We start from the raw sequence: 17,170 nt of genomic DNA, 5'->3' as shown, positions 1-17,170 counted from the left end.
GACTGGGGTCACCTCACTCCAAGGTAGGCCGGGTGCGCCGCCGGACTCAACGGCCCGCCGAAACCCCGCCCACACCATTGCCTTTCGCGGTGGCGTCCGGCCCCCTTTCCCGGTGACGACATCAGAGTTCGACGCGACCACTCCCCCTGGTGCGGTTCCGCCGCCACTCCCCGACAAGCACGGCGAGTCGGACGATCCGCGCTATCCGTCGCCGCGGCAGGCGCGGCAGGCGATCGCGTTCGTCGTCGACTGGATCCTGCACGTCGCTGCCGGGCTGGCTGCGATGACCGTTGCGATGGACATACCGGCGGTCGCGGACTGGGCCGCGCTCGCACTGCCGATCGGATGGATCGCCGCGTCGCTCATCGATCGCGTGGTGTTGCAGCGGATCGTCCACGCGACCGTCGGCAAACTCCTGCTCGGCGTCTGCGTCATCCGTCCGTCCGACGGCTCCTGGCCCACCCTCGGCTACCTGCTGAAGTGGTGGCTGCTCGGCGCCCTCGACGCGGTCGCCACCTTCTCGGACAGCCCGTGGCTCGGCAACTACGACAACTCCCCCACCGTGGTCCGACGCCGGGACGTCACGGCGCTCCGGACCGCCCCGTGAACGCCGACGGCCGAATGTCACACCGGTCCAGTCCAACTGAACGCGTGTGACATCCGGCCGCGGAGAGTGCGGTGGCACTAGAAGTCCCAGTCGTCGTCCTCGGTGTTGACGGCCTTGCCGATCACGTAGCTCGAACCCGAGCCCGAGAAGAAGTCGTGGTTCTCGTCCGCGTTCGGCGACAGGGCCGAGAGGATCGCCGGGTTGACGTCCGTCTCGTCCTTCGGGAACAGACCCTCGTAGCCGAGGTTCATCAGCGCCTTGTTGGCGTTGTAGCGGAGGAACTTCTTGACGTCCTCGGTGAGACCGACCTCGTCGTACAGGTCCTGCGTGTACTCGACCTCGTTGTCGTACAGCTCGAACAGCAGCTCGAACGTGTAGTTCTTGAGCTCCTCACGCTCGGCCTCGGTGACCCGCTCGAGTCCGCGCTGGTACTTGTAGCCGATGTAGTACCCGTGCACGGCCTCGTCACGGATGATGAGGCGGATCACGTCGGCCGTGTTGGTCAGCTTGGCCCGCGACGCCCAGTACATCGGCAGGTAGAAGCCCGAGTAGAACAGGAACGACTCGAGCAGCGTCGAGGCGACCTTGCGCTTGAGCGGGTCGTCGCCCTTGTAGTAGTCGAGGACGATCTGCGCCTTGCGCTGCAGGTTCGGGTTCTCCTCCGACCAGCGGAACGCGTCGTCGATCTCCCGCGTCGTGCACAGCGTCGAGAAGATCTGCGAGTAGCTCTTCGCGTGCACCGACTCCATGAACGCGATGTTCGTGAGCACGGCCTCCTCGTGCGGCGTGACCGCATCCGGGATGAGGCTGACGGCGCCGACGGTGCCCTGGATGGTGTCCAGCAGCGTCAGACCGGTGAACACGCGCATCGTGAGCTGCTGCTCGTTCGGTGTGAGGGTGGCCCAGGACTGGATGTCGTTGGACACCGGCACCTTCTCCGGCAGCCAGAAGTTGCCGGTGAGACGGTCCCACACCTCCGAGTCCTTCTCGTCGGGGACGCGGTTCCAGTTGATCGCCGAGACGCGGTCGACCAGCTTGATGCGCGTGCCGTCGGCCGGAGAGTGCACGTTAGGGGCGGAGGTCATCGTTCTTCCCTCTTCGAGTTTCGTTGCGGGGTCTCAGAATTGGCGATCACAACATGCACGAGACGCAACCCTCCACCTCGGTCCCCTCGAGGGCCATCTGGCGCAGGCGGATGTAGTACAGCGTCTTGATTCCCTTGCGCCACGCGTAGATCTGGGCGCGGTTGACGTCACGCGTGGTGGCGGTGTCCTTGAAGAACAGCGTCAGTGACAGGCCCTGGTCCACGTGCTGCGTGGCGGCCGCGTAGGTGTCGATGATCTTCTCGTACCCGATCTCGTACGCGTCCTGGTAGTACTCCAGGTTGTCGTTCGTCAGGTAGGGCGCCGGGTAGTAGACGCGACCGATCTTGCCTTCCTTGCGGATCTCGATCTTCGCGGCCACCGGGTGGATCGAGCTCGTGGAGTTGTTGATGTACGAGATCGAACCCGTCGGCGGGACGGCCTGCAGGTTCTGGTTGTAGATGCCGTACTGCTGCACCGACGCCTTCAGCTCGCGCCAGTCGTCCTGCGTCGGGATGTGGATACCGGCGTCGGCGAACAGCTGCCGCACCTTCTCTGTCTTGGGCTCCCACACCTGGTCGGTGTACTTGTCGAAGTACTTGCCCGACGCGTAGTCGGACTCCGGGAAGCCCTTGAAGTGGGTACCCCGCTCCTTCGCGATCAGGTTCGACGCGCGGATCGCGTGGTACACGACCGAGTAGAAGTAGATGTTCGTGAAGTCGATGCCTTCTTCGGAGCCGTAGAAGATCCGCTCGCGCGCGAGGTAGCCGTGCAGGTTCATCTGCCCCAGGCCGATCGCATGAGAGTCGTTGTTGCCCTGCTCGATCGACGGCACCGAGTAGATGTGCGTCTGATCCGAGACGGCGGTGAGCGCGCGGATCGAGGTCTCGATGGTCTTCGCGAAGTCCGGCGAGTCCATCGTCAGCGCGATGTTCAGCGAGCCGAGGTTGCACGAGATGTCCTTGCCGACATGGCTGTAGGACAGATCGTCGTTGAACGTCGACGGGGTCGAGACCTGCAGGATCTCCGAGCACAGGTTCGAGTGCGTGATCTTGCCGGCGATCGGGTTCGCCCGGTTCACCGTGTCCTCGAACATGATGTACGGGTAGCCCGACTCGAACTGCAGCTCGGCGAGGGTCTGGAAGAACTCGCGCGCCTTGATCTTCGACTTGCGGATCCGCTTGTCGTCGACCATCTCGTGGTACTTCTCGGTGACGTTGATGTCCGCGAACGGCACGCCGTAGATGCGCTCGACGTCGTACGGCGAGAACAGGTACATGTCCTCGTTCTTCTTCGCGAGCTCGAACGTGATGTCGGGGATCACGACGCCCAGCGACAGCGTCTTGATGCGGATCTTCTCGTCCGCGTTCTCACGCTTGGTGTCGAGGAAGCGGTAGATGTCCGGGTGGTGCGCGTGCAGGTACACCGCGCCGGCACCCTGCCGGGCACCGAGCTGGTTCGCGTAGGAGAACGAGTCCTCGAGCAGCTTCATGATCGGGATGACGCCCGAGCTCTGGTTCTCGATCTTCTTGATCGGCGCGCCGTGCTCACGAACGTTGGTGAGCAGCAGGGCGACTCCGCCACCGCGCTTGGAGAGCTGCAGGGCCGAGTTGATCGAACGGCCGATCGACTCCATGTTGTCCTCGATGCGCAGCAGGAAGCACGACACGGGCTCGCCGCGCTGCTTCTTGCCGGAGTTGAGGAACGTCGGCGTCGCCGGCTGGAAGCGTCCGGCGATGATCTCGTCGACCAGTTCGGTCGCGAGCGTCTCGTCGCCCGCCGCGAGGGTGAGCGCCACCATGCACACACGGTCCTCGAAGCGCTCGAGGTAGCGCTTACCGTCGAACGTCTTGAGGGTGTACGACGTGTAGTACTTGAAGGCACCGAGGAACGTGGGGAAACGGAACTTCTTCGCGTAGGCCCGGTCGATCAGCCACTTCACGAAGTTGCGCGAGTACTGGTCGAGGACCTCACGCTCGTAGTAGTTCTCCCTGACCAGGTAGTCGAGCTTCTCGTCCAGGTTGTGGAAGAAGACCGTGTTCTGGTTGACGTGCTGCAGGAAGTACTGCTTGGCGGCCTCACGATCCTTGTCGAACTGGATCTCGCCGCTCGGACCGTACAGGTTCAGCATCGCGTTGAGCGCGTGGTAGTCCAACTCGCCCGCCGACGCGTCGGGTTGTGCCGCAGCGCGCTCTACACTCCCAGCCGGGGCTGAATCTGTGATGGTCGGTGCCACTGTTCACTCTCCATGAATTGTGCGAGGCCCTCGCGCACGGCGACGACGTCCTCGGCTGTTCCCATTAGTTCGAAGCGGTACAGGTACGGGACCCGACACTTCTGTGAAATCACGTTCCCGGCGTAGCAGTAGGACTCGCCGAAGTTCGTGTTGCCGGCAGCAATCACCCCTCGGATGAGGTCGCGATTGTGCTCGTTGTTGAGGAATCGGATGACCTGCTTGGGCACGTAGCTCGTGTCGCGTCCCGTCGACGTCGTGCCGCCCCCGTAAGTGGGGAGGATCAGGACGTACGGTTCGTCGACCTCGAACGCGCCTTCGCGGTCACGTAGTGGAATGCGCGTAGCGGGGACACCGAGTCGTTCGACGAATCGGTGTGTGTTCTCCGACGCGCTGGAGAAGTACACCAGCGAAGCCATCGGCGTTCACCATTTCACTCGAGGTGGATCGTCCCCGCAGGGCTGCGGCGCGGCGGCTCAGGCAGCGTTTGCGGTGAGGTCCTTGATGCGGTCCGGGCGGAAGCCCGACCAGTGCTCCTCGCCGGCCACGACGACGGGGGCCTGGAGGTACCCGAGGGCCATCACGTAGTCGCGAGCCTCGGGGTTCTCGGAGATGTCGACGATGTCGTATTCGAGACCGGCCTTGTCGAGGGCACGGTAGGTGGCATTGCACTGAACGCAGGCGGGCTTGGTGTAGACGGTGATGCTCATGACGGGTCCCTCTTTCCACGGCCTGGCGAGCTCTGGATGTGCACTCTGTTGCCGAGGATGAGGCCTACTTTCGTACCCGGGATCTGATTCGTTCCCGTTGTGCCCTCTCGGCTGTGTAGACACTACACCTTGTGGCCGACAGAAACCCACAACCCGATATCTTGCGAGTGACACGGTTGATATTCGCAGGTCGGCAGCTTCCGGAGCACCCCGCGAAACCGCCTTTCGGCGTGTCGCGGGTCACATTTCCGGGGCCGTGCGGAGGTGAGTTCGATCACGCCGCCGCCGCCGGCCTGCACGGGCGCGTAACCCGCGCCACAGAACCGGCCGGACAGGGCCGACCACACCGCCCGCGCGCCGCCGTTCACCACCTCGACGCCGCGCCCCCGAACCCCTGCGGGAGCCCGCTTCCGACACGCCGAGCGCGACACGCCGAGATCCTCTCCATACATCGCGATCGGTATCACCCGAGGCCCCGCCAGTGCCGTTAACTGGAAGATAACCAACCGTCACGCGGTGCCCCATGGTCGGGCACCCTGTGCCAGGGTGGGAAGCGTGCCCGACAACCCGAGCCCGTACCTCTTCGCACCCGTCTCGGACGTCGTCCGCGTCACCCCCAACATGCAACGCATCACCCTGCGGGGCGGCGACCTGCGGCACTTCGCTTCGAGCGGCGACCCCGACGAACGCCTGCTGGTGGTGTTCCCGAACCCGGGAGACGACGCACCCCCGCGCCCGCAGCGGATCGGAACCGCCGTCGACTACCCGGCCGACGGCGCCCGTCCGGAAATGCGGAGTTACACGGTGCGGCGGTGGGATGCGTCGGCCTTCGAGATGGACCTCGACTTCGCCGTCCACGAGGGCGGCGCCGCCGTGCGGTGGGCGCTGCAGGCCCGCCCGGGGCAGACGCTGGGTGTCACCACCGCATCCGGTTGGTACCGCCCACCGCCCGACACCGCATGGCAGCTGCTGCTCGCCGACATGACGGCGCTACCCGCGGTGGGCCGCATCGTCGAGGGGTTGCCCCGCGGCGCCCGGGTGCACGTCGTCGCCGAGGTCACGACTCCCGCCGACGAGCAGCGATTCGACACCGCCGGCGACGTGACCTACACGTGGCTGCACGGCACCGGAAACGGCGTGGGCCCCAGCGCGCTCGCGACGGCCGCCCGCCGGCACGACCTTCCGGACGGTCCGGGCTACGTGTGGTTCGCGGGTGAGGCCGGACTCTCACGCGAGATACGCCGGTGGCTGCGCCACGATCTCGGTCGGCCCACCGAGCGCTACCACGTCCTCGGCTACTGGCGCGCCGACAAGGAGGCGTGGACGGCGCGCTACGAGCAGGTGCGCGAACAGATCGAGTCCGCCCAGATCGCCGCCCTGGAATCGGGTGGCGACTTCGACTCGGTCCGCGACGCCGTCGACGCGGCAATGGACGACGCCGGACTCTAGGCTCCCGAAACGGCTGAAGGGTTCCTTCGTACGCTCGGAGCGCACGAAGGAACCCTTCAGCTGTGGGACAGATCGGCGTCAGGCGCTGACGAGATCCTTGGAAGCCTCGACCAGGGCGGCGACGACGCCACCGACCTGCTGGGCGACCTCGGCGTTCTCACGCGGGTGCAGCTCGCCGAACTTCTGGATGGTGCCACCGATGGACAGTTCGGCGGCGAGGACGTTGCCGCCGGCGATGCCGAGCGCCTTGCGGGCGTCGTCGTGGGCCCACTTGGCAGCGTTGGGGCTCGGGGAGGCGCTGATGACGGCGACCGGCTTGTCCTTGACGGCACCGGCACCGTAGGGGCGCGAGAGCCAGTCGATGGCGTTCTTGAGAACGGCGGGAACGGTGCCGTTGTACTCGGGGGTGACCAGGAGCAGGGCGTCGGCCTGGGCGGCGGCGGCGCGGAGCTCGTCGACACCGGCGATCGAGGCGCCCGGGACGTCGATGTCCTCGTTGTAGAAGGGCAGGTCTCCGAGGCCCTCGAAGATCGTGACCTCGACGCCCTCGGGGGCGACGGCCGCGGCGGTCTCGGCGACCTGACGGTTGACGGAGCCGGCGCGGAGGCTGCCGACGAGGGAGAGAACGCGGGTCTCAGACATGACTGGTGCTTCCTTCGATGGTGCGATGGTTGACGCTGCAACAGGTATAGCAGCATAAACGGACCGCGGTCCACTTCTGTTCCCGCTGGGCTACGATGCCTCACGTGAACAGCCCACTCCTTCCGCTGGTGGATGCCGAGATCCCCGAGAGATGTGACGCTGCCCGCAATCGGAAACTGCTCCTCGATGCGGCGGCGGACCTCGTCGCGGAGCGCGGCGTCGACGCCGTGACGATGGAGGCCGTCGCCGCCAAGGCCGGGGTCGGCAAGGGCACCGTCTTCCGACGGTTCGGCAGCCGCTCCGGACTGATGAACGCACTGCTCGACCACACCGAGCGCGAACTGCAGCACGCGTTCATGTTCGGTCCCGCGCCGCTCGGGCCCGACGCTCCCCCACTGGACCGTCTCATCGCCTTCGGCCGCGCCCGCCTCGACATGGTGACCGTGCAGGGCGACGTGCTGCGCGCCGCCGAGGGGTCACCCGACGTGCGCTTCGGCGGTCCGGCCCGTGCGGTGAGCCTGCGCCACGTCGTCACGCTGCTCGCAGACGCGGGCGTCGACGGTGACGTGGAACTGCTCGCCGTCGCTCTCCTCGCCACGCTCGAAGCCGGCCTCGTGCTGCACCAGATCCGGGTGCTCGGAATATCGCCCGCACGCATCGCGAACAACTGGGAAGACCTGGCCCGCCGAATAACTCGAATCGGACCCGATCTCGCCTAGGGTGTGCCCATGCGCACGCCGATCGTCCTCCTCGCACTTCTCGCCGTCGCGACCTCCGGCGGGTGTGGCAGCGCCGACGGCGACAGCGGCGCATCCACCACCACGTCCGCATCGGCTGCGTCCCCGGGCGACGCCCTGTGGGGCAGGACGTTCGTGTCGACCTCCGTGACGGGCCCGGCGATCCCCGGCGGCGGCCCGCTCGAGGTGGCCTTCCCTGAGCGGAACTCGATCGCGATGAGCGCGGGCTGCAACCGGGGCGTGAGCAGCGTCGATCTCGCCGACGGCATCGTGCGGACGGGCGCGATCGCGACCACCATGATGGCGTGCCCGGGAGAACTCGCGGGTGCCGACAAGTGGATGACCGACCTGTTCCAGGCGCGGCCGACCTGGGAGCTGGACGGCGCGATCCTCACGCTGACGGCCCCCGGCGCCGCCGTCACGCTCACCGACAAGAAGACCGCGAACCCGGATCGCCCGGTCGTCGGCACCACGTGGGTGGTCGACACGCTCGTCACTCCGCAGGCTGTCAGCACGTCGGCCGCGCTCGAGGCGTCGGCCCCCACGCTGACGATCGACGACGCCGGCCAGGTCACCGGCTCGACCGGATGCAACCGCTTCAACGGCCCGGCGACCATCGCGGGCGACACCATCACGTTCGGACCGTTGGCGACGACGAGGATGGCGTGCCCCGCCGACGTCGCCGACGTCGAGCGTTCGGTTCTGCACGTGCTGGACGGCCCGGTCACCTACGAGGTGGACGGGCCCACGATGCGACTGACGAAGGACGACGGCACGGGCCTGGGCCTGCGCGGCGCGTAAGCCCGCTCGATCAGCGGCCCGCCGGCGCGCGACCGGGAGCGGGACGGCCGGGCGGCCGGTCGAGCAACGCCTCCCACCCGGTGCTGTGGGCCACGAACCCGTGCCGATCGTAGAAGTCGAACATCGCGATCAGGCGATCGCGCGCGTCGCGCGGCAGATCTCCGCCGTACCTGTCGACCCACTCGTCGACGCGGATGCGGCGCACCGTGACCTCGTGCGGGAGGGCTCGAGCCCACTGCCCGATGCTCGTCACCTCGGCGGCCCCGAGTTCGTAGGTGACGCCGTGATGGACGTCGGCGCCCTCGTCGAGCACCCGGGCGGCCGCCGCGGCGACGTCCGGGAGGCGCACGAACGTGAAGGGCGCGTCGGGGTTGTACGGCACCTCGAGCGCCGTGGCGGTGCCGTCGAGCAGCGTCGGGAAGTTCTCGGCGTACGCACACGGCTGCAGGATCGTCCACTGCACGCCCCCGTGGGTGCGCAGCATGTCCTCACACACCGCCTTGTCGAGATGGTGCGGCATCGCGGGGGTGTACGGCCACGCCACCGAGTGGTAGACGACGTGGTGCACACCGGCCCGGGCTGCCGCGTCGAGCGTGCGGCGCAGCAGCCCCGGCTCGTCGGGATGCACGTTGGGTGCGATGAAGTACACCCCCCGGCAGCCTGTCAGGGCGGCCTCGAGCCCCTCCCCCGTCTCGAGGTCGACGCGGCGATCACCGGCGCGCCGGGCGGTATGGACCACCCGGCGCACCGGCCGCCCCGCGAGTGCGCGAACGACTGCCGCTCCGGTCTTGCCGGCGGCGCCGATGACGGCGAGTTCGCCGCCGCGGGGCTGGAAGCGATCCATCAGGTCAGCTCCCGACGAAGTCGTACTCGGCGAACTTCGCCCCGCCGGAGAGTCGTTCGTAGCCGGGGCCGCGGTCGAAGAACGGTTCGCCGTCACTGCGCTCGGTCCGCATCCGTTCCCGCAGGTGCGTCGTCGCGGCGATATCCACGACCGGCTCGTCGGTCGTCGATTCCGGCGCCAGCACCACGCCGTAATCGTTGCGGGCGCCGTCCGGAGACACCTTGCGCCACAACACGTCCCGGACGACCTCCTCGACGGGCCGGTCCAACGGATCGCCCCAGCCGCCACCGCCGGTGGTCCGGATCCGGACCACTTCCCCGGCCTTGATCGGTTCCGCGTCGGTGAGGGCGTCGAACTCGCGCTCGTTCGGCCCGCCGGGATCGAGGACCACCGAGAAGGGCCGTCCGGCCTTGCCGCCCTTGACTCCCCAGCAGGACAGGATCGAGCGGTCGGCGATCGACATGAAGTGCGCGTCCTTGAGCATGCGGATGTGCTTTTCGTACCCGAGTCCGCCGCGGTAGCGGCCGGCGCCTCCGGAATCGATGGCCAGGCCCAGCTTCTCGACGACGAAGGGGAAGCGGCTCTCGGTGAACTCGGTCGGCAGGTTCCGGGAATCGGGGACCACGTGGATCGTGTCCTCGCCGTCGGCGTAGTGCCGGCCGCCGGAGCCGCCACCGAGGACCTCACGCATGAGGTAGGAGTGCCCCTCGAAGTCCTCGCCGTAGACGCCGGTGTAGCGGATCGTCTCCTGGTCGGCCGGCATGTTCCCGTCGACGGCCTTGGCGACCACACCTGCCAGAACGCCGAGCAGACGCAGGATCACGAAGGTGCGCGCGTTCGTGGGGGCCGGGAAGATCGGAGTGATCAGGGTGCCCTTCTCGGGGAACTTCATCTCGATCAGCGGCACCACGCCCTCGTTGACGTCCAGTTCCGCCATGCGCTCGGGGGTGTCCGCGAGATTGCGCAGAATCGGCGCCAGCCACTTGACGAGGAAGTTTCCGTCCGCGTAGTCGCCGCAGTGGTTGATCGGCCCCTTCGCCTGCGGACCGGTGCCGGTGAAGTCGAGGATGAGCCGCTCGCCGCCCGCGTCCTCCGGGCCGGTCTTGGTCAGGGTGATGCGCTGCGTGTGCAACTTCGGTTCGTCGACGCCGTCGTGTTCGGCGTAGTCCTCCCACGTGTACTCGCCCACCGGGATCTTGCTGAGGATCTCCCGCCGGTAGGTCTCCGTGGTGGCATCCATCATCGCGTCGAAGCACGCCTCGACCGTCTCGACGCCGTAGCGCTCGAACAGTTCGGTCAGGCGCCGAGCCCCCATCAGGCAGGCGGAGCACTCCGCGTCGAGGTCCGCCGCGAGCGCGTCGGGCATCCGCGAGTTGCGGGTCATGATGCGCAACGCCGCCTCGTTGGGCACACCGCGGTCCCACAGCTTGATCGGCGGCACCATGAGCCCCTCCTCGTACACCGTGGTCGCGCCGGACGGCATCGACCCCGGGCAGCAGCCACCGATGTCGTCGTGGTGACCGAAGGCCTGGACGAAGGCGACGACGGACGGCTCGGTGTCGCCGGGCCGGGTGGCGAAGACGGGCACCGTCACGCAGAGATCAGGGAGGTGACCGATGCCACCCTCGGAGAGGTAGACGTCGTTGTGGAAGTACACGTCTCCGGGGTTCATCGTCTCCAGCGGGAAGTCCCGTGCGACCGGGTGGACGAGCGCCGAGTACGAGCGGCCCGTGAGCTTGCGCAGGTTCCGGTCGTGGATTCCGGCGCGGAAGTCGTGTGCGTCGCGGATCATCGGCGACCGGGAGGTCCTCGAGATCGACGTCTCGACCTCCATCTCCACGCTGGCGAGGTAGCCGGCGACGATCTCCACGAGGACCGGATCGGGCGCTGCCCCGTCCAGGGGGCTCAACCGGTACGGCTTGCTCGCCTGCACGGCAGCGGGCTCGGTGATGGCAGTCATCGGTTCACTCCGTTCGAGTCGGACGTCTTGGCGATGCGGATGTTCCCGAACGCGTCGATGCGTGCCCGGAATCCGGGATGGACGGGAATGGTGGAGCTGAACTCCTCGATCACCGCCGGACCGTCGAGTTCGTCACCTGCCCCGAGCTTCGTGCGGTCGTAGACCGCGGTGGTGACCCACTCGTCGAAGTAGGCCGGGCGCGTGCCGGTGACGGCGCTCTCCGCTCCCTGCCCGGCGGGGATCTCGGTGAGCTCGGGGCGTTTGATCGGTCCGATACCGCTCACGCGGAGATTCACCCACTCCACGTGCTGGTGAGGGTCTCCCCGGAAGTCGTAGCCGTACAGCTCGCGGTGGGCCTGATGGAATCGCTCGGCCGCCTCGTCCATGAGGGTCCGGGTGACGGGACCGTCGCCGATGGGGACGCGCACCTCGAACGCCTGGCCGAGGTAGCGAAGGTCGGCCGAGCGCGCATAGCGGCGCTGATCCGACGCGAATCCCTCGTCGGCGAGCGCGCGCTCCGCTTCCGCGGCGAGAGCGTCGAACTCGGATTGCAGCGCGTCGGCCTTCAACCGGTCGTGCCTGGAGACGTGGGTCTGTACGTAGTCGTTGCGCACGTCGACCGTGAGCAGACCGAACGCGGAGACATTGCCCGGATTCGGCGGGATCAGGACATCGCGGAGTCCGAGGATGTCGACGAGCCGGCACGCGAGCAGCGAGCCGGATCCACCGAAGGTCACCAGCGTGAAGTCGCGCACGTCGAGCCCGCGCTTGACGGTGATCTGGCGCAGCGCGTTGGCCTGGTTCCAGGCCGAGACCTCGAGGATGCCCGTCGCGCACGCTTCGAAGTCGAGGCCCAACGTGCGGGCCAGTTCCTCGACGCCCTTGCGGGCGAGTTCGGTGTCGAGCGGGATCTCGCCGCCGAGCAGGTGCGGAGGGATACGGCCGAGCAGCACGTGCGCGTCCGTGATCGTCGGCTCGCTGCCGCCCTTGCCGTAGCACAGGGGGCCCGGGTCGGCGCCCGCCGACTGCGGACCGACGCGCAGCGTCCCCTCGGGCGTCATCCACGCGATCGAGCCGCCGCCGGCGCCGACCGTGACCACGTCGATCATCGGGATCTTCGACGGGTACACGCCCACCCGCCCCTCGGTGGTGAGTGCGGGCTCACCACGGACGACGACGGTCACGTCCGTGGAGGTGCCGCCACCGTCGCAGGTGAGCACCTGATCCACGCCGGCCACACTGGCGATGAGTGCCGCGCCGAGGGCGCCCGCCGCCGGCCCGGACAGGACCGTCGTGATCGGCTGGTGGACAACCTCCTTGGCGGACAGCACGCCTCCGTTCGACTTCATCACGTAGAACGGAATGTCGCGCCGCTCCCCCTCGACGGACGAGAACTCCCGCAGGCGTGTCGCGATGTTGTTGACGTAGTTCCGGATGTTCGGCTTCACCGCGGCATCGACGAGAGTGGTGATCGACCGCTCGTACTCGCGATACTCGCGCAGCACCTCGCTCGAGATGCTCACGGTCGCGTCGGGGAATTCCTCGAGCAGGATGTCCCGGACACGCCGCTCGTGGCTGGGGTCGGCGTAGGAGTGCATCAGGCACACGCCGATCGTCCGAATGTCACGGTCCGCGAAGAAACGGGCCGCCGAACGCACGTCGTCCTCGTTCAGCGGGCGGATCTCGTTGCCGTCGAACGCAAGCCTGCCGCGGACGGTGCGTACGCGGTCGGCCGGGACGATGCGATCGGGCTTGACCCAGAAGTACGAGTTGCCGTAACCGTCCGGGACGGACTGGCGGGCGATCTCGAGCACGTGCTCGTAGCCCTCGGTGGTGATGAAACCGAGGTGCCCCACCTTCCCTTCGAGCAGCTTGTTCGTCGCGACCGTGGTGCCGTGGCTGACGGCGCCGATCGCATCACCGGTCTCCCCCAGTTGCGCGAGCACCTTCTCGATCCCCGCGAGGAACCCGAGCGCCGGATCCGCGGGCGTGGACGGGGTCTTCGTCGTGACGACGGCCCCGGACTCCTCGTCCACTGCCACGACGTCGGTGAATGTGCCGCCGGTGTCGATGCCGACCCGGATCTTCCTGGATTCCACGCTGCCTCCTGGCTGGTCTCGCCCGTTCCTACCTGCGTGCTCCCATTCCACCCGCTCGATCGCGCGGATTCTTTGTCACATTTCGCCGAACCCGACGGTGCCCGTTGGGGGTTGACGACACTGCTGCACAGACGACGGCGCCCCGGGCCGTAGCCCGGGGCGCCTGCTCCCGCCGTTCGCTCGAACGGCTACCTTCGTGCGCCGCCGCGCGCGAGGATCCCGCCGACCACGACGCCGGTGAGGGCCAACGCGGCCCCCACCGCCGCCGAAGCGAACAGTGCTGGGACGGAGACGGACTCGCCGCTCCGAGCGGGGACGGCCGACGCTCCGACCGCGCGCGCCGCGGACGCCGCGGGCGCGGCCGGCGAGGCACCCGCGACGATCTCGTCGACGACGTCCGCCGGGGCGTCGGCCACCGGGATGCCGTCGACGATCACACCGTCGATGCCCTTGAAGAAGACGCCCGCCATCTTCTTGGCCACACCGGTGATCATGCGCTGGCCGACGCCACCGACCATGCCGCCGACCACGGCATCGGCGTCGTAGCTCAGCAGAGTGCCGCCGCCCTCGCACTCTTCGAGCCGCACCGTGACGTCGGCCTTCACCGTGCCCGGGGCGCCCGAGCCGGATGCGGTGAGCACGAAGGACTCCGGCCGATTCTGTTGCGACAGAATCACTTCTCCGTCGTAGGTGCCCTTGATGGAGGCGACGCCCGCCGTGATCGACAACTTGTAGTGATTGTCGGCGAGCTGTTCGAGCGACTGCACGCCCGGGATCGTGGCGGCAAGCACACGCCCGTCCTGCAGGTTGTCGTACACGACCTCGGGCGGAGCCAACAGCTGCGCGGTGCCGGCGATTCTCATTCGTTCTCCTCGCTCTGGGACGCTGCGTGCGCCAGACGCAGCTCGAACAACTCGGAAGGTGATATCGGCATGGACCGGATCGGGATGCCCTCGGCATCCTCGATCGCGGCGGCGATGACCGCCGACGTCGGGATCACGCCCGCCTCGCCGGCGCCCTTCATGCCGAGCGGGTTGAGACCGGACGGGGTGACGGTGTGGTCCATGTCGAGGGAGTCGGGCATCTCGGTGACGAAGGGCATCAGGAAATCCATGTACGACGCGTTGAGCATCTGCCCGTGCTCGTCGTAGACGATCCTCTCGTACAACGCGCCGCCGATCCCCTGCGCGACGGCGCCCTGGACCTGCCCTTCGACGATGCGGGGATTGATGACGTTGCCGCAGTCGTGCACCACCGCGTACTTCCGCACGTGGATCTCGGCGGTGACCGGGTCGGTCTCGACGATCGCGGCGTGCACACCGGACGCGAAGGTCGACGTCGGCGGCGAGTAGTAACCGGTGGCCTCCAGGCCCGGCTGCTCGCCTTCTCGGACCGGGGGCACGGTCATGTCCGTCTCGGTGGACGCGAACCCCGTCGCCAGCCGCGACGACTCGTCGAACGCGTACCGCAGCGGATTCGACAGCACCGCGACCACACCGAGCGGAATCGACGTGCCGGCGGCACCGGGTTCCGTGCCCTTCCGGCAGACGTGCCCGCCGCGCAGTTCCAGATCGTCCGGATCCAGGTGCAGGTGCTCACCGGCGATCTTCCGTGCCTTCTCCGCGACCATCTGCGCCGCGACGTGGAAGGCGGAACCCGACATGACCGCACCGCGTGACGCGAACGTGCCGACGGCGTACCCGAACCGTCGGGTGTCGCCCGTGACGATCTCGACGTCGGAGACGGGCACCCCCAGATCGTCGGCGACGATCTGCGCGAAGGACGTCTGGTGTCCCTGGCCCTGCGTGGTCAGACCCGTTGCGGCCTTGACCTTCCCGGAGGTCTCGACGAGGACGTGGGCGCCCTCGTACGGTCCCGGCCCGGTGCCCTCGACGTACGCGCCGACCCCGATTCCGACGGTGCGACCCTGCGCCTCGGCTCGCCGCTTGTACTCGGGGAAGCCGTCCCAGTCGATCAGCTCCTTCAGCTTGTCGATCCCGGCCTGGTAGTCCCCGGTGTCGTAGATGAGCGGCCGCCCGTCCTGGAACATCAGACCGAAGTCGTACGGCATCTCCTCCGGCCGAATGAGATTGGCCTCCCGGACCGCGAGGACGTCCTTGCCGAGGTACTGGGCGATGGCATCCATCGAGCGTTCCATCGCGAACACGGCCTGGGGGCGCCCCGCACCCCGGTAGGGCGTCACCAGCACGGTGTTGGTGTACAGCGAGTACGCGTCCACCCGGAAGGATCTCGGCTTGTACGGCCCGAGCACCTGCGTGGAGGTGTTCAGCATGACGATGATGCCGTAGGGCAGGTACGCGCCGTTGTCGTGCCAGAACGTGAAGTCGAAGGCCAGCAGCCTGCCCTCGTCGTCGAATCCGACCGTGACCTGCTGGAGCTGGCCGCGCTCGTGAGCGCTCGATACGAAATGCTCGCGGCGGTCCTCCACCCACTTGACCTCACTGGAGATTCCCGCGCGGCCGAGTTGGCGTGCGGCCCACGTGACCATCACCTCCTCCGGCCAGGGGTGCACGATCTTCACGCCGAAACCGCCACCGACGTCGGGCGCGATGCAGTGCACCTTGTTGTGCGCCATGTTCAGTCGCGCCGCGATGGCGGCGCGCGCCGAGGTCGACGTCTGTGTGGAGGTCCAGAAGGTGAGGGTCTGCTCGTCGTCGTCCCACCGCGCGTAGACGCCCTTGCCTTCCATCGGCATCGAGGCGGACCGCTCGATCTCGAGGTCCAACGTCAGCCGGTGTGGGGCCGAGGCCAACTCGGCGTCGACGTCACCGAAGCCGTGCTGCAGGTGCGCGGCGACGTTGTCGGGGACATCGGCGTGGACGGCATTCTCGGCGCGGCGCGCCACGTCGATGCCGACGACGGGCGGCAGCATCTCGTAGCCCACCTCAATCAGCGCGCAGGCGTCCTCGGCGATGTACCGGTTGTCCGCGACGACCATCGCGATGGCCTCGCCGACGTGGTTGACCTCGTCCTTGGCCAGCGGATACCCGTTGCGGGGTGCCGTGATCGCGGGGTGCGGGATCAGGAGCGGCAGGTTCTCCGCCATGCCGGCCGAGTCCGCCTCGAGGTCCTCGTAGGTGTAGATCGCGTGCACGCCGGCCAGCTCCGAGGCGGCATCGGTGTCGATCCCGGTGATCCGCGCGTGTGCGTGCGGTGAGCGTACGAAGGCCGCGATCAGCGCATTGTGGCCGAGGTCGTCGAGATACCGCCCGTTGCCGCTGAGCAGGCGCGCGTCCTCGCCCCGAGGAATCGGCTTGCCGAAGTACCGGTCCGGCCCGGACGCCACCTCGGACGCCGCGTCCGTGGCGGGGCGCTCGGCGGGCTGGGGTTTGGTGACGCTCATGCCCGTCCCGCCTTTCCGCCCACCGGCGCGGTGGTGCCGCGGACCTTGCCCTCGAGGGAGGCCCGGGCGGCCGCGTCGTCGGGCCCCAGGGGCGAGCCACCTGCACGCTCGCGCGTGATCTCCGCCGCTCGCAGGACCGCCGCCCGAATGTTCTGGTACCCGGTGCACCGGCACAGGTTCCCGGCAATCGCCTCGGTCGCCTCCTCCCGGGTGGGGGACGGATTCTCCTCGAGGAAGGCCGCGATGGTCGTCACGAATCCCGGTGTGCAGAAACCGCACTGGAGACCGTGACAGTCGACGAATGCCTGCTGGACAGGATGCAGCGTCCCGTCGGGCTCGACGAGGCCCTCCACCGTCGTGACGGACCTGCCCTCCAGACTCGCTGCGAGCACCAGGCACGATCGCACCGGCTTGCCGTCGAGCAGCACCGTGCACGCGCCGCACACGCCGTGCTCGCATCCCACGTGGGTTCCGGTCCGGCGGAGGTGATGCCGGATCGCGTCCGACGCGAGCGTCCTCGACGGCAGGATCACCGTCTGGGTCACCGAGTTCAGGGTGAAGGTCACCGCCACGTGCTGTTCGCCGGTCTCCTCCTGCAGGTCGGCGAGCTGCTCGTCGATGCCCCGTGTCGTCTTCGTCATC

The 17,170-nt window shown here is 68.0% G+C and carries 15 protein-coding genes; 4 read left to right on the top strand and 11 right to left on the bottom strand.

What is annotated here, in order from left to right:
- Positions 1–112 precede the first annotated feature (112 nt).
- Positions 113–607, top strand: coding sequence for an RDD family protein (locus tag PSS76_RS08590; RefSeq protein ID WP_013416644.1), 495 nt, complete (start codon positions 113–115; stop codon positions 605–607).
- A 77-nt stretch (positions 608–684) separates the two neighbouring features.
- Here the strand turns inward: PSS76_RS08590 and nrdF are convergent, their stop codons facing one another.
- Genes nrdF through nrdH form a run of 4 tightly spaced genes read right to left on the bottom strand, consistent with a single transcriptional unit; the run spans position 685 to position 4,632 of the window.
- A complete protein-coding gene (gene nrdF, locus PSS76_RS08585) occupies positions 685–1,692 on the bottom strand; it encodes a class 1b ribonucleoside-diphosphate reductase subunit beta (protein WP_005518949.1) in 1,008 nt (335 codons plus the stop codon).
- A 46-nt stretch (positions 1,693–1,738) separates the two neighbouring features.
- Positions 1,739–3,925, bottom strand: coding sequence for a class 1b ribonucleoside-diphosphate reductase subunit alpha (gene nrdE, locus PSS76_RS08580; protein WP_005518948.1), 2,187 nt, complete (start codon positions 3,923–3,925; stop codon positions 1,739–1,741).
- Positions 3,883–4,341 carry a class Ib ribonucleoside-diphosphate reductase assembly flavoprotein NrdI gene (gene nrdI, locus PSS76_RS08575; RefSeq protein ID WP_022596977.1) on the bottom strand — a complete coding sequence of 153 codons (459 nt, stop codon included), beginning with the start codon at positions 4,339–4,341 and terminating at the stop codon, positions 3,883–3,885. Before nrdI ends, nrdE begins: the two co-directional genes overlap by 43 nt.
- 57 nt (positions 4,342–4,398) lie before the next feature.
- Complete coding sequence (gene nrdH / locus PSS76_RS08570) at positions 4,399–4,632, bottom strand: glutaredoxin-like protein NrdH (protein WP_005518946.1); 234 nt, start codon at positions 4,630–4,632, stop codon at positions 4,399–4,401.
- A gap of 555 nt (positions 4,633–5,187) precedes the next feature.
- On the opposite strand from nrdH, the gene PSS76_RS08565 reads away from it, so the two are divergent.
- The gene (locus tag PSS76_RS08565; protein WP_064059304.1) at positions 5,188–6,081 is read left to right on the top strand and encodes a siderophore-interacting protein; all 894 of its coding nucleotides are present in this window, start codon (positions 5,188–5,190) and stop codon (positions 6,079–6,081) included.
- Positions 6,082–6,159: 78 nt separating this feature from the next.
- On the opposite strand, the gene PSS76_RS08560 is transcribed toward PSS76_RS08565, so the two are convergent.
- Entirely contained in the window at positions 6,160–6,723 is a 564-nt protein-coding gene (locus tag PSS76_RS08560; protein WP_005518943.1) for an NADPH-dependent FMN reductase, read from the bottom strand.
- Between the two features lie 95 nt (positions 6,724–6,818).
- On the opposite strand from PSS76_RS08560, the gene PSS76_RS08555 reads away from it, so the two are divergent.
- Positions 6,819–7,442 (top strand): TetR/AcrR family transcriptional regulator, encoded by a 624-nt coding sequence (locus PSS76_RS08555; protein ID WP_005518942.1) that lies wholly within the window; start codon positions 6,819–6,821, stop codon positions 7,440–7,442.
- Positions 7,443–7,451: 9 nt separating this feature from the next.
- Positions 7,452–8,261 carry an META domain-containing protein gene (locus PSS76_RS08550; protein ID WP_216317459.1) on the top strand — a complete coding sequence of 270 codons (810 nt, stop codon included), beginning with the start codon at positions 7,452–7,454 and terminating at the stop codon, positions 8,259–8,261.
- 10 nt (positions 8,262–8,271) lie between these two features.
- On the opposite strand, the gene PSS76_RS08545 is transcribed toward PSS76_RS08550, so the two are convergent.
- The 6 genes from PSS76_RS08545 to PSS76_RS08520 form a co-directional block, all read right to left on the bottom strand.
- Positions 8,272–9,105 (bottom strand): NmrA family NAD(P)-binding protein, encoded by an 834-nt coding sequence (locus PSS76_RS08545; RefSeq protein ID WP_242420603.1) that lies wholly within the window; start codon positions 9,103–9,105, stop codon positions 8,272–8,274.
- Between the two features lie 4 nt (positions 9,106–9,109).
- The gene (locus PSS76_RS08540; protein ID WP_081120569.1) at positions 9,110–11,065 is read right to left on the bottom strand and encodes a hydantoinase B/oxoprolinase family protein; all 1,956 of its coding nucleotides are present in this window, start codon (positions 11,063–11,065) and stop codon (positions 9,110–9,112) included.
- On the bottom strand, positions 11,062–13,164 hold the full coding sequence (locus PSS76_RS08535) for a hydantoinase/oxoprolinase family protein (protein WP_064059220.1): 2,103 nt from the start codon (positions 13,162–13,164) through the stop codon (positions 11,062–11,064). Before PSS76_RS08535 ends, PSS76_RS08540 begins: the two co-directional genes overlap by 4 nt.
- Positions 13,165–13,352: 188 nt before the next feature.
- Entirely contained in the window at positions 13,353–14,027 is a 675-nt protein-coding gene (locus PSS76_RS08530) for an SRPBCC family protein (RefSeq protein WP_242420604.1), read from the bottom strand.
- Positions 14,024–16,528, bottom strand: coding sequence for an aerobic carbon-monoxide dehydrogenase large subunit (cutA, locus tag PSS76_RS08525; RefSeq protein ID WP_337456108.1), 2,505 nt, complete (start codon positions 16,526–16,528; stop codon positions 14,024–14,026). The genes PSS76_RS08530 and cutA overlap by 4 nt, the downstream gene beginning before the upstream one ends.
- Positions 16,525–17,169 (bottom strand): (2Fe-2S)-binding protein, encoded by a 645-nt coding sequence (locus PSS76_RS08520; protein ID WP_005518924.1) that lies wholly within the window; start codon positions 17,167–17,169, stop codon positions 16,525–16,527. The genes cutA and PSS76_RS08520 overlap by 4 nt, the downstream gene beginning before the upstream one ends.
- Between the last annotated feature and the right edge of the window lies 1 nt (position 17,170).

This window comes from Prescottella sp. D32, assembly GCF_037287305.1.
GTDB lineage: Bacteria > Actinomycetota > Actinomycetes > Mycobacteriales > Mycobacteriaceae > Prescottella > Prescottella equi.
The sequence above is the reverse complement of the archived record's forward strand: the minus strand, read 5'-3'. Positions and strand labels throughout refer to the sequence as shown.

Bases quoted from the DNA above. Each gene is read 5' to 3' on its own strand.
- nrdH (WP_005518946.1), bottom strand. From the start codon at position 4,632: ATGAGCATCACCGTCTACACCAAGCCCGCCTGCGTTCAGTGCAATGCC.
- nrdF (WP_005518949.1), bottom strand. From the start codon at position 1,692: ATGACCTCCGCCCCTAACGTGCACTCTCCGGCCGACGGCACGCGCATC.
- cutA (WP_337456108.1), bottom strand. From the start codon at position 16,528: ATGAGCGTCACCAAACCCCAGCCCGCCGAGCGCCCCGCCACGGACGCG.
- PSS76_RS08540 (WP_081120569.1), bottom strand. From the start codon at position 11,065: ATGACTGCCATCACCGAGCCCGCTGCCGTGCAGGCGAGCAAGCCGTAC.
- PSS76_RS08520 (WP_005518924.1), bottom strand. From the start codon at position 17,169: ATGACGAAGACGACACGGGGCATCGACGAGCAGCTCGCCGACCTGCAG.
- PSS76_RS08550 (WP_216317459.1), top strand. From the start codon at position 7,452: ATGCGCACGCCGATCGTCCTCCTCGCACTTCTCGCCGTCGCGACCTCC.
- PSS76_RS08545 (WP_242420603.1), bottom strand. From the start codon at position 9,105: ATGGATCGCTTCCAGCCCCGCGGCGGCGAACTCGCCGTCATCGGCGCC.
- nrdI (WP_022596977.1), bottom strand. From the start codon at position 4,341: ATGGCTTCGCTGGTGTACTTCTCCAGCGCGTCGGAGAACACACACCGA.
- PSS76_RS08560 (WP_005518943.1), bottom strand. From the start codon at position 6,723: ATGTCTGAGACCCGCGTTCTCTCCCTCGTCGGCAGCCTCCGCGCCGGC.
- PSS76_RS08530 (WP_242420604.1), bottom strand. From the start codon at position 14,027: ATGAGAATCGCCGGCACCGCGCAGCTGTTGGCTCCGCCCGAGGTCGTG.
- PSS76_RS08555 (WP_005518942.1), top strand. From the start codon at position 6,819: ATGCCTCACGTGAACAGCCCACTCCTTCCGCTGGTGGATGCCGAGATC.